The 12,384-nt window shown below is 43.4% G+C and carries 9 protein-coding genes and 1 pseudogene; 8 read left to right on the top strand and 2 right to left on the bottom strand.

Annotation, left to right across the window (positions count from 1 at the left end; translation table 11 throughout):
- Positions 1–18: 18 nt before the first annotated feature.
- Complete coding sequence (locus tag SSED_RS14295; RefSeq protein ID WP_012143068.1) at positions 19–1,542, bottom strand: FAD-dependent oxidoreductase; 1,524 nt, start codon at positions 1,540–1,542, stop codon at positions 19–21.
- A gap of 37 nt (positions 1,543–1,579) precedes the next feature.
- Positions 1,580–1,939: a cytochrome c3 family protein gene (locus SSED_RS14290; RefSeq protein ID WP_049772122.1), complete on the bottom strand. Its 360-nt coding sequence runs from the start codon at positions 1,937–1,939 to the stop codon at positions 1,580–1,582.
- 289 nt (positions 1,940–2,228) lie between these two features.
- Here SSED_RS14290 and SSED_RS14285 point away from each other — a divergent pair, with 289 nt between their 5' ends.
- The 8 genes and pseudogenes from SSED_RS14285 to SSED_RS14255 all read left to right on the top strand — a co-directional run bounded on the left by SSED_RS14285 (position 2,229) and on the right by SSED_RS14255 (position 12,330).
- Entirely contained in the window at positions 2,229–3,836 is a 1,608-nt protein-coding gene (locus SSED_RS14285; protein WP_012143067.1) for a sigma-54-dependent Fis family transcriptional regulator, read from the top strand.
- 121 nt (positions 3,837–3,957) lie between these two features.
- Complete coding sequence (gene yfcE / locus SSED_RS14280; RefSeq protein ID WP_012143066.1) at positions 3,958–4,521, top strand: phosphodiesterase; 564 nt, start codon at positions 3,958–3,960, stop codon at positions 4,519–4,521.
- Between the two features lie 115 nt (positions 4,522–4,636).
- The gene (locus tag SSED_RS14275) at positions 4,637–5,329 is read left to right on the top strand and encodes an aspartate/glutamate racemase family protein (protein ID WP_012143065.1); all 693 of its coding nucleotides are present in this window, start codon (positions 4,637–4,639) and stop codon (positions 5,327–5,329) included.
- 719 nt (positions 5,330–6,048) lie between these two features.
- Positions 6,049–7,872, top strand: coding sequence for an ATP-dependent nuclease (locus SSED_RS14270; RefSeq protein WP_012143064.1), 1,824 nt, complete (start codon positions 6,049–6,051; stop codon positions 7,870–7,872).
- Positions 7,873–7,965: 93 nt separating this feature from the next.
- Positions 7,966–8,091 (top strand): annotated as a pseudogene (locus tag SSED_RS24995) (transposase); the annotation flags it as partial.
- Positions 8,092–8,370: 279 nt separating this feature from the next.
- A complete protein-coding gene (locus SSED_RS14265) occupies positions 8,371–8,907 on the top strand; it encodes a ribonuclease H family protein (RefSeq protein ID WP_041421709.1) in 537 nt (178 codons plus the stop codon).
- A gap of 262 nt (positions 8,908–9,169) precedes the next feature.
- Positions 9,170–9,847: an ABC transporter ATP-binding protein gene (locus tag SSED_RS14260; protein WP_012143061.1), complete on the top strand. Its 678-nt coding sequence runs from the start codon at positions 9,170–9,172 to the stop codon at positions 9,845–9,847.
- Positions 9,847–12,330 (top strand): ABC transporter permease, encoded by a 2,484-nt coding sequence (locus SSED_RS14255; protein WP_012143060.1) that lies wholly within the window; start codon positions 9,847–9,849, stop codon positions 12,328–12,330. The genes SSED_RS14260 and SSED_RS14255 overlap by 1 nt, the downstream gene beginning before the upstream one ends.
- Positions 12,331–12,384 lie beyond the last annotated feature (54 nt).

Here is a 12,384-nt window from a genome sequence, read left to right as displayed (position 1 = left end):
GGACCCTCCCTGATACTACTATTTAATGGCTTTCAGTATGCTGGCACCTGCGGTACGTCCCGAATGAATGGAGAATCCATAAGCATGTCCCGAAGCCCAAAGGGTATAGGTGTCACCATACAGGCCACCAACCTCAAGCCCACCGGCATAGAGTCCGGAAATGGGTTGATTATCGTGTCCCAACACTTGCATCTTAGTGTTGATATTGAGTCCGCCGATTGAGGCAAAATGATTAGGCATCATTTTGATAGCGTAGAGATTTCCATGATTAAGGGGTCTAAGCCATTTGTGATCTTTAACAAACTGAGGGTCATAGCCATTTTTACTATAGGCATTGTAGTCGTGGTAACTTTTTATAAGTGTATCCATTGGTACATCAATTTGTTTCGCAAGTGCTTCGATTGATTCGGCTGTTTTAACTCCATCACTGTTCACTGCAAGCGCGTTATTGATTTCATCGCGAAGTCCCGTCAATTTCGTTGTCGTTGGGATAATCACACCTATACCTTGGTCAATTCCTTTCTGTGCAGCATAGTCGACGCTGGCATCATCAAAAATGGCCCAAGCCATGTTGCCATGTTGTCGGCCAACTGAGTTCGCGGCCTGTCCAAAAGAGAAGGCTACGGCCTCATTGGTGAAACGTTCGCCAGAGCTATTTACCCATAGATTAGTGGGCTGCCATGTCATGGCATTTATGCCCTGCATAGGGATAATTCCAGTGCCTCTGGCTCCGAGGTATACCATAAGGCCTTCCCCTTCAGTTTTAGCACCAACATCTTTTGCCATCTGTATGCCGTCGCCAGTCTTATTTAACGGCAGCGCGGGTAAAAATGTCTCAGGATTATAGTTAGTCCACTTGGCAATTTTCTCTTTGCTGTTTCCAAAACCACCTGTTGCAATAACAACGGCCTTGGCCTTCAAGACAATCTTGTTGCCCTTATGGTCTACCGCCTCAACTCCAGTGACTCTGTTATTACTGTAAATCAGTTTTTTTGCCGGAGTTCTTAGTAAAAATTGAACTCCTAATTTTTTCGCTTTCTGTTGAAGTGTTGTGATCAGGGCTCCACCATGAATGTAAGGTTTTTTATCTTCGATGATATGCCAGACTCTGGGTTCTTCTGGGGAGATTTGAATAAGCCTGAAGTCCACACCTTGCTCATTTAACCAGTCGATATTATCGGCTGCTTTGTTGACATAATTTCGGATGATGGTGTTATCAATTTTATTATGATTAAACTCAATAATATGTTTGAAGGCCTCATCTTTGGTTAAGCCATAAGATGCTGCACGCTGATATTCAGACTCAACGGCAAAAAGCCCTTCGGCAAAATTTGAGGACCCACCCAGGTAAGGGTTTTTTTCTAGCACGATTACCTTGGCTCCACCTTCAGCTGCAGTTAACGCAGCAGTGAGTCCGGTCGAGCCACCACCAACTACAACAACATCCGTGGTGATTGTTTTTTCAGTAGCATAAGTGCCGGCCGATAGGGTGGACATGAGCATGGCAAGGGTAAATGTCATAAATCTAGTGCGTTTTTTCACTGATTCGTTTCCTTTTAATAAATGGTGTGTTTACTTTTTAGTGTCTGGTGACTGGACCGTGGCAATCTTGGCAGATGTTATTAAGGACCTTATGCCCCTGATGACATGAAGTGCATTCAACATCGAGAAAATGTGGACTCATGTGTGGGTTAAGATGCATATCAGTGGTTCTCTTACTGATCTCTGTATATGACTCATGGCATGCCAGACATCTTTCGTTAGGAATGATCGCTTTCTTATCATTCACGTGACAGGATTTGCACTCTACCCCCTGCTGTTTATGGGTTTGTTTAAAATTGTATGCATATAGCGGATTACTCAGCGTTAACATGGATATGAAAACGACTAAACCTGCTGTCAACGGCTTCTGTTTTAAAAACTTGCGCTCTTTTTTCATTGATATCTCGCTTTGGCTAATACCTTTAAGTGTATTGGTTGATGAAACTATTCATCGTTTGCCATATAGCAGGTTATATGCCAACTACCTATAACTGGGTATCTTGGCGTTAACTAACTGATATCGTGTTTTTTTATCAAGTTCTAATATTGGAAGGTAATTTCTAAATTCTATTTTTTGTAAATGCAATTCCATTTTTTAGAATTCGGTCCAAGTTTAAATCGTCATTATTAAGTAAGATTTACACATCTTCCCTGGTACTAAGTGGTCGCTAAATAAGGCGTTAATAATGAAAGCTTCAGATTTAGATTTAGGGCGTGTTTTTTCTTTTAATCCTAAAGGAGGAAACATGCAGTTTATGGGGCATCGAGCCCTTATCGTCGATGCTATGGCGATGGGCTTGTTGCGCAAAGAACTCATCGAGAATATCGGGACTTTCGCCGCCCGCAATATATTAACCAGAATGGGTTATGCCCATGGTTGGAGTACGGCAGACAATCTGGACCGGGAGTATAACGACTCACTCCAGGATCCGGACTTTGGACCTACCCTGCACAAATTGCAGGGAATGGTGAATATCGCCAAATGTGATTGGACTTTTGAACCCGTGTTTCATGCTGATATTTTTTGGGAGGACTCCTATGAGTCTGAGCAACAAATTTTGCATCTGGGCATGGCCAGCGAGCCGGTTTGTTGGACATTGACAGGCTACGTCAGCGGTTATTGTTCACGCATGCTCGGGGAAGAGGTGTACTGCATCGAGCATCAATGTCACGCCAAGGGGGATGCATTGTGCCATGCTGAGGTCAGAACAAAAAAAGAGTGGGGAGAGGAGATCGAACCGTACTTACCCTTTTTCCAGGCAGACACAATAGATAAAGTGCTGCATGAAGTCACCACCAAGCTTACCAACGCCGAAAAAAAGATAAATTTGCGCACACAGTTCGCAGAGAGTGAGAGTGCAGGCGGTATTGTTGCCAGAAGTAAGGCAATGCGCAAAACCCTGGATTTTGCCAGACGAATAGCCAAAGTTGAGTCTTCGGTGATCATCACAGGTGAAAGTGGCGCTGGCAAAGAAAAAATAGCCAAATTGATCCACGGCGAATCGGGCCGGGCACTCAGATCATTTGTGGCAATCAACTGCAGCGCTGTTACAGAGACGCTGCTTGAGAGTGAGTTTTTTGGGCATGCTAAAGGTTCATTCACCGGCGCAAACAAAGACAGGATTGGTTTATTTGAAGCCGCCAATGGCGGTACCCTGTTTCTGGATGAGATAGGCGAGCTCTCGGCAAGTATGCAGGCGAAGTTACTTCGTGTTCTGCAAGAGAAAGAGATCCGAAGAGTGGGGGAGAATAGTCCGCGCGCGGTTGATGTACGGATCGTCGCAGCAACCAATCGTCATCTTGCTAAAGAGGTTGCTGCGGGCAATTTTCGTGAGGACCTATATTATCGGTTATGTATATTCGAGCTCGAGGTCCCGGCGTTACGAGAACGTCCCGAAGACATTTTAGTGTTATCCCGTCATTTTCTCGAGCGGACATCACATAAAATTGGCAAAGAGGTTATCGGTTTTTATCCGGAAGTTACCGAACGTCTATTGCAATTTAATTGGCCCGGTAATGTCAGACAGTTGGAAAATACTATCGAGCATGCTGTTGTTATGTGTCAAAGGAAAAGGATCAAACTTGAGGATCTTCCACGGGGTCTGGATATGGTTGAGATATCTCAGCCAAAGGAGTTGTCTATTAGAAGAATTGATGACATCGAGCGCGAACAAATACTCTCAGCGCTTAAGCTGCTTAACGGTAATAAGGCTGAAGTGGCCAAGAGATTGGGGATTAGTCTTTCTTCTTTATACCAAAAAATCAAAAGATATAAATATCAGGGGCAAGAATAACCTTGTCGTCGTTTATGGCATGACCTCTGTATCCTGAAGTCGGAGGATATAGAGGTCATTCATAGAAAAAGGGGATGAATAGGCGTAATATACCGTTCCTGTTTTTTATGGTGCACCTCTTATGAAACTTTTTTTTGCCTCCGATCTCCATGGCTGCTTCGATAGCACTTCACAAATGATCGCCGCGTTCGAGCGAAGCGGCGCCGAACATCTGATCTTATTAGGGGACATACTCAATCACGGTCCCAGAAATGCGCTGCCATCAGGCTATGCACCGATCAAGGTGGCAGAACTGCTGAACCAATACGGTGATAAAATTATCGCCGTAAGAGGAAACTGTGACAGTGAGGTTGACCAGATGCTACTCGATTTTCCTATGATGTCTGACTATAACTTGGTGCTGCTGCCAAACGGTCGACGTCTGTTTTTGACCCATGGTCATCTATATAACAGTGATAGCTGTAACAGTAATAAGCATCCACGTTTGTGCCCTGGTGACATCATCGCCTCCGGTCATACTCATCTTCCTGTCGCTGCACCAAAGGGTGATTTTATCGAATTTAATCCAGGCTCTGTGACCATCCCCCGTGGCGGACATGTTGCCAGCTATGGATTACTTGAGGACGACACCCTGTCGGTAATGAGCTTCGATGGAAAAGAGCTCTGCTCTGTGCGCCTCGATTAACCATAGCGGCTGCGACATCAATTAACTCATTGACCCAATTGTTTTTTCTATGTTACTTGTTAATCACTGTTTGTGTTTAGGTTCGTGTTTAGGCTCATATATAGAAGGAGTTAGAGTGAAAACAATTGGCATGATAGGCGGAATGAGTTGGGAGTCTACGGTAAGTTACTACAAGGCGCTCAATGAAGGGGTAAAGCAAAACCTTGGTGGGCTACACAGTGCGAAAATAGCACTCGTTAGTGTCGATTTTGCCGAAATAGAGCGGTTGCAACACTCAGGCGAGTGGGGCAAGACGGCGGATATTCTTAGCGATGCTGCCGTTTCGGTCGAAGCAGCCGGCGCCGATTTTTTCATGATATGCACTAATACCATGCATAAAGTTGCCGATGAGATCAGTGCTAAGGTGTCTATTCCGCTGCTGCATATTGCCGATGCCACGGCTGAGCAGTTAGTCAGTGACGGGGTGAAAAAGGTTGGCCTGCTGGGTACCCAATTTACCATGGAGCAAGAGTTCTATCGTGGGCGTCTGACGGACAGGTTCGGTATCGAAGTGGTGATCCCAGATAGCGCACAACGAGAGCGTGTGCATCAGATCATCTATGAAGAGCTTTGTCAGGGCCAAGTGAATACCACATCTCGTGAAGCCTATCTCGCTATCATTCAAGATCTACAAGCACAGGGAGCCGAAGCCGTCATTCTCGGTTGCACCGAAATTGCCCTGTTGGTGTCTCAACAAGACACCGAAGTACCGCTTTATGACACCACAGAGATCCACGCCAAAGCCGCAGTTCAACTGGCGCTCTCATAGCCGAAGTTGAAGCCTTCGAATGAAGGCTAATTACATTTTGTCTTTGGTTTAGCTGGTATTTGAGTGTGTGTTTGAAGGTCGCACCTTCATTGCTGTTTATAGCCTGCGGCTCGCCTAAAGTGCAGATACTTCTGTGGCTCGCTGTGAATATATCTGACCGCCATGGATGGTGGGAATGCCGTAAAATGTAGGGAACATTTTCGGCGCTGTGGGCTCGACGATGACAAACAACGTCCATGTTTAACAGCCAGTTCGATATCCCTATCTCTCGCTCGAAGAGTTTCACCTTGTGAAACCTCGCCTTGCCATCGAAGCTCTCAGTCGCATCTACACCTTTAAGTTATCTCTTCAATTTAGCCTTATATCGTTAACTCCTCATATTTGATCTGGTCGATTTTTTAGTCAGATAATTGTTAATTATGCAGGTTTTGCTATTGAGGTAAGATAAAAAGGGGAGTAATTTCAGGTAACTAAATGCATGTGTTTGCAGAAAAAACACAGGTAAATAAGCGTTGCTTCCCTCATGTCGCCGGGAGCTTCAGTTATGTACCAACAGCATGGCAATGGATATGGAAAGTAAACTCACGGATAGAGTAGCGACAACCTCCTCTCTCCGGCATTAACTCATAAAGAGTAAGAACAACTCGTTACATGAGGCCTGCGGCTTATGAACCATGATCATTATGTCATTTTAAGTAGTACGTCAGTAGGTAATAATAATGAAATTAAAAAAACTAATAATTAACAACTTTCGTGGTATCGGATTTGCCGAAATTGACCTTGAGAACTTCACAACTCTTGTTGGGCCAAATAATATCGGTAAATCAACTATCCTCAATGCGATACACTTAGTTTTAGATAATAAAAAACCGAAGCTAGAAGATTGGCCTGCTCAGCAAGCGTCAGAAGAAGTTATGGATATTATCTGTGAATTTGGAGACCTTGAAGATTGGGAAAAGAGAAAGTCAGCAATTTCAACTTTGCTACACGAAGACTATTTAAAAGTAAAAATGTCAGCATGCTGGAACGCTGAGCAAACCGATTATTCTTATGAATATTCGGTGTACTGCGTTGAAACGCAGTACCCGTGGTCGGAACTCAATTTTACTAAGGCCAAAGCTGATGAAGTGTGTAAACCTATTTTCAAAGAGCTAGGTATTACAAAAGCAGCAGAGTTTAACGAGAGACAAGTAGAGTTAGAGTCTTACATCGCTGAAAATTTGCCTGAATTAGTAAGCTCTGTTAAGGATTGGCATGTCAAAAAGTTCGCTAACTCTCTACAGCAAGCTGTTCCTCATGTGATGTATGTTCCGGCAAGTTTTAAAATAGAAGATGAGTTGAAGGCTACAAATAATAGTCCTTTTTCGTTCTTATTTACTAATAAGCTATTTCCGAAAGTAAAAGGAGATGAAAGCTATTCAGCTTACATCGAAAAAGCTACGGAACTGCAAGATAAGTTAAAGGGAAAAGCTGAAGATGGTTCTGAAATTGAGGGGTTAGGAGACGCCTTGGGGGAAGTATCAAAAACACTTAACCAGATATTAGATTTTGACTCTAAGGTAAAACTCGCTGTTGGTGACATAGATGTTGAACCTTTGTTTATGAAAGCTGCTACTTTCCTAATTGACGACGAAATAGAAACAAGCTTGCAGTATCAAGGAAGTGGTGTGCAGAGAGCTTTAGCATTTGCAATGCTAGAAGCAAATGCAGAGGTTGAATCATCTGTTCAAGGGGATCAAAGAACAGTTGTGGTTCTATATGAAGAACCAGAGCTATACATTCATCCCCACTTAATGCGTAGGCTTAAAAATACTCTGCAAACACGCTCAGAGTCACCTAAGTGGCAGGTAATCTGCTCAACACACTCTCCTTTCTTAATTAATATTGCTGACAAACCCGAATCATTGAAGCTCATAAAGAAAAACGCTGGGAATGCTCGTGCTGTACATCAAGTGTCTTCTACCATTTTTGAGACCACTGAAGATTATAACGAAAGAGATATATTGAGGGCCGCGTTAGATTTCCACCCAACTGTTTGTGAAAGCTTGTTTGCTAAACGAGTAGTGATTGTTGAAGGCGACACTGAGGTCGCAGTTTTCAGTATGATTTCCGAGCTTGCGAACAAATTAGATGTTCAAGACAGTCTTGATAAGGACACCACTGTTATATCTGCGGGTGGTAAATGGACAATTACTGCCTTGATAAAGGTATTGAATGCACTAAAAATAGACTATCGTGTAATCCATGATACTGATCGTAAAAACCTTTCTGATGCAGAGTTGTTAGAGAAAGCAGCAATTCACCCATTCAAGGCCAATGCCAAAATTGCTTCTGTCGCAAATGCTGGTAGTGTTTTCTTGGTTGATGATACTTTTGAACATGTTTTATGGGATCAAGTAGAGGGTGAAAAAGCTAAATCAACCGATAAGCCTTATAACTCATGGAAACGTGTTCGAGATTATATTGATGGCAAAGTCGAACTCACTGCAAGGTGTGAAGCTACTTTAAAAGAGATTGTGACATTTGCATTTGCAAAACAGTGACATAATATCCAACTAATAGGCCACCCATGTTAGTTGGCGAGCATTGACATCAACACTTGAAAGATTCGATTTTGGATGTTTCAGGAGGCAAGGATGCCTAAACCTCGTTCTAGTCAGGTTAGTTTGGAATATACGCCCTTTTATCATTGTGTGAGCCGCACAGTGAGAAGGGCGTTTCTGTGTGGAATAGATAATTACTCTGGCCAATCTTTCGAGAATATCTTTAGAGGGGGCTTGGTAGTTCTGTTATGAGCGTTTGATGACAAATTTCTCCTTTGTGTTAGGTTTGTCAGGTTATTCAGTCATATAAACGGTTAGAGTGTACGTCTCAGAGTGCTAACTCTTAATTCAGACGGAATGTGTTCGGGCATAAATCTTTAGATGGATGACTTGGTCGTTGTTGCTTCTGCCGCGAAGCGGCTTCGTTCAATAAGGCCTTTAAACGAACAAAGTGCAGCTGACAATCAAAAGTAACTATCAGGGAAGTAAGGGACAAATATGAAACGAATGTTGGTTTTAGGCGGGTGTATAATTGTATCGGCTGCTGTTTTTAGCATGGACCAGATTCAAAATTATATGCAGTTTGGTAATACAATCGAATTATCATCCGGAAAGGTAAGACTTGGTAAAGTCTATCGTGAGACGCTAACTTCAAGCTATGAGGTGACCTTTAATGACGATGAAGGGCCATCAACAGCTGTAAATGCTAATACCAAAGAGCTTTATTCATCAGCCTACGATGATTTGGTAAGCATGATAGAAAAGATCAATAAACAAAAAGAAAAAAATAAAGAAGATCCTTTATCTATTGAAAGTGTGACTTGGGTAAAGGATGCTAAAATCCGATTGGTTACAAAAGTTACATATCAATCTGAATTTCAACCTGCCTTTGTATTAACAATTGATCAAACCACGATAGAGCATGATGCAGATATTGAAAATGCGAAAAATATTTCTGAATATCTTACGGATTTAAAATCTTACTCTAAAAAAATGGTTTCGACATATGAACAGAGAAATTCCTTCATCAAATAGCTAAAAAGTTTTCAAGCGGACAAAAAAGCTAATTGGCCACCCATGTTAGTTGGCAAGGATGCCTAGACCTCGCTTTACTCACCCTTTATTTAGAGAGAGCCCTAGAAGATACGCCCTTTTACATTGTGTGAGTCGCACGGTGAGGAGGGCGTTTTTATGCGGTGTCGATAACTATTCCGGGCAATCCATAGATCAATTTCACATCCGTTTCACAAGTCTCTACTTACATTGGCGGTACAGCTTAGTAAATAGAGTCTTAATCATGTCTTGCTACATTGAACTACAAAATATTAGTCAGTCTTTTCAGGCTACTCAATCAAAAGTAACCTTGTTTAACAATCTAAATTTGCGAGTCGAGCAAGGTAAGTCTTATGCGATTACGGGACCTTCCGGAGCTGGTAAATCAAGTTTATTAATGTTGATGTCTGGTTTAGAGCAGCCAACTTCAGGCCAGGGAATCTATTCAAAAAATGGCCAAAGCCATTCATTAGCCTATTTAAAAACAGACATTGGCTTTATTTTTCAACAGTTTCATCTGTTGCCGGAGCTCACCGCACTAAATAATGTGGCATTGCCGTTAAAGCTGCGAGGTGATAAGCGGGCTATGAATAAGGCAAAGATATGGCTGGAAAAGGTTGGTTTACAACACAGAGAAAATCATAAGCCAAGTGAATTAAGTGGGGGTGAGCAACAACGTGTGGCGATAGCGCGGGCGCTCGTTTTCGAGCCAAATTTTATTTTTGCCGATGAACCAACAGGGAATCTGGATAAAGATAGCGCGGCCAGTATTGCCGATATTTTGTTTGATTGCTGCCGGGAAAATAACGCTGGGCTGGTTATTGTTACCCACAGTGACGCGCTGGCCAATCGTGCTCAACAGGTATTCTCATTAGCCGATGGCCAACTTAATAACCCGCTGGCAAATGTTGAGGTGGCATAATGTTATCCCAAAATATTCAGCTTGCGTGGCACTTTTTTCAACAACAAAAATCGGCATCCTATCAGAGATTGTTACGCTGGACACAAGGCATATTGATGATATTTATCATCACGCTAAGCTTGACGAGTAACAGCATACAAGATTATCTGCAAAATAATTTACAGGGTTTACTGGGCGCCGATGCGGTGATCAGTCAGCAGCAAATGCTGACACCACAGCAGCTATCAGCCCTGTCAAAGTTAACCAATAAGATAGCGACAACCCAACAAGTTAGCACGACTCTGACCCATGGGGCTCAATGGCAACAGGCGAAACTAAAAGCCGTTGATGATAGCTATCCTTTGCAGGGAGAGTTATTAACGGCGACAACTCTGCACGGAGAGGGACAAGTAACCAAAGGTGGCCCCAATACTGGAGATATCTGGTTAGACGCTCGATTGTTTGCAAGTTTGTCATTGAATATAGGTGACGTGATCGTCATCGCAGGGCAGGACTTTATCGTGTCTCGGGTGCTGGTGCACGAACCTGACCGATTAATGGAAGGGCATAGCGTCGCTATGCGCGCCATGATTAATCCGGCAGACATGAACGGGTTAGGGTTTTCGGCAGAGCTTATCCGCCACCGCTACTTAGTTAACGCCGATACCGAACAAACGAACCAGCTGATAAAGTGGCAACAAGAATACTTACCCGCAGCACAGGTTTATCACAAGAAGGGCAATCATCCTCTCGCCCTGTTTTGGCAACGAACCGAGAATTTTTTAGGGCTGGCATCCATCATTTTGTTTTTTATGGCAGCTATCGCTATTGAGCAGTTAACCCAAATACATATGAAAAAAGACCAGTACTTTTCGGCCATATGTATGAGCCTGGGCGCTTCTAAAATCACAGGGGTTCAGGTGTCGATGTTTAAGTGGTTATTGGGCATTGCTACCTTGTTGCCAGCCGTTTTACTGTTATCAATCGCAGCTCACTGGTCGATTGTTAACTGGTTAGGAGGCACATTTTCTGACCTGCAATGGAGCTGGGATTTATGGCCCGTTGTGAGATCTGTCGCTGCTATTTCGCTTGTTTTCGCCGTATTTCACGCACCGGTGTGGTTTTCTCTGTATAAAAACTCAGTCGGCAGATTATTTCATAACAACAATTCCGGCCTCAGCCATTGGTTCAGTAAAATGTGTAGCGTGCTGGTGCTATCAGGCGTTGCGGTAAGCTATTCAGATAACGGCCTGCTAACCTTGATGATGGTCAGCGCAATCGTCATTACCATAGGGTTAATGATAATCATGAGTTGGAGCTCTCTGACCCTGGGAGAGAAGCTCACTCAGCAGATTTCGGGGTTGATTCCTTTTGCGCTATTTATGATGAAACAGCGCATTCTCAGTAAGAGCACACAGATCATTGGCGTGGGTCTATCTGCATTTATGTTGTTATTTACCTTAATGCTGCTAAAAGACCTGGGGGCCAGCATGTCCTCTTACCAACGAGAGCACGACGGTAACGTCATTGTCTCCCAGGCAACTCAAGGTCAAATGACCCATATTCAAACCTGGGCGAAGCAAAACGCCATAAACATTCGTCAGAGTAAACCTTATATGTACGCCAAGCTTATTGCAGTTAATGAGCAAAGCTTAGCTGCGTTTACGCAAAAACCCAGCGATAGCTTAGCCACGTTATCCAATGCCATTCGACTGCATTGGACTCAGGTTATTCCGGCCAATAATCGTGTTGTTAGTGGGCAATGGTGGCAAAGCAACACTCAAGATTGGCAACAGGTATCAATCGAACAGGAGATAATGACAGATTTGGGGTTAACCCTTGGCGATTCGCTAACCTTTGTTGTTGGCCAGCAAAGTATCAAGTTTACCATAGCCGCCAGTCATGAATTTAAACCCGGTGGCGGCTCTATGACCTTTTGGGTGCAGATGCCACCTGCGGCACTCGCGCATATTGATGGGGCTCATTTCAACATGGCGAGTATGGAGTTAAATGATCAGCAATTTCATCTGTTGACGCCGCTGTGGCAAAAATTCCCCACATTGCGTATGACGTCGCTAAAAGAGATGACTGCTCGGTTCGATAACATTCTGGCCATGATCACTAAGGTGATTAGCGGGTTTTCGCTGATGATTATATTACTGGCTAGTGTTGTTATTCTCGCATCGGTTAATGCGCTGGAATTAAAAGAAAAAAAGAAAAACAGCATTATCATGAGCTTCGGTTTTACGAGGGGTACCTGTTTTAAACTCAATATTATTGAATGGTTAGTTACAGCGGGAATTACAGCCGCCGGGGCAATATTGGGCACCTACATAGCCGGATTATTGATCTATCAGTCTCAGTTCTCGTTGACTTATCAACCTGACTTTATCTGGTTGCTGCTTACGCTTTCGCTCGTTTTATGTTCGGTTACTTGCTTCGGTATTTATGCCAGTAGGCATAGTTTGCGCAGCTCGGTGCGAACATTAATGTCTGAGGCTTAACTATTTCACATCTGTTTCACGGTGAAGCCGTAACACTGTGCATAAATCATTGGA

Origin of the sequence: Shewanella sediminis HAW-EB3, from assembly GCF_000018025.1 — a bacterium.
GTDB lineage: Bacteria > Pseudomonadota > Gammaproteobacteria > Enterobacterales > Shewanellaceae > Shewanella > Shewanella sediminis.
Note: the sequence above shows the minus strand (reverse complement) of the source record. Positions and strands in the feature narration are given on the sequence as shown.

Coding starts and splice junctions, on each gene's coding strand:
- SSED_RS14285 (WP_012143067.1), top strand. CDS start 2,229: ATGAAAGCTTCAGATTTAGATTTAGGGCGTGTTTTTTCTTTTAATCCT.
- SSED_RS14265 (WP_041421709.1), top strand. CDS start 8,371: ATGAAACGAATGTTGGTTTTAGGCGGGTGTATAATTGTATCGGCTGCT.
- SSED_RS14290 (WP_049772122.1), bottom strand. CDS start 1,939: ATGAAAAAAGAGCGCAAGTTTTTAAAACAGAAGCCGTTGACAGCAGGT.
- SSED_RS14270 (WP_012143064.1), top strand. CDS start 6,049: ATGAAATTAAAAAAACTAATAATTAACAACTTTCGTGGTATCGGATTT.
- yfcE (WP_012143066.1), top strand. CDS start 3,958: ATGAAACTTTTTTTTGCCTCCGATCTCCATGGCTGCTTCGATAGCACT.
- SSED_RS14260 (WP_012143061.1), top strand. CDS start 9,170: ATGTCTTGCTACATTGAACTACAAAATATTAGTCAGTCTTTTCAGGCT.
- SSED_RS14255 (WP_012143060.1), top strand. CDS start 9,847: ATGTTATCCCAAAATATTCAGCTTGCGTGGCACTTTTTTCAACAACAA.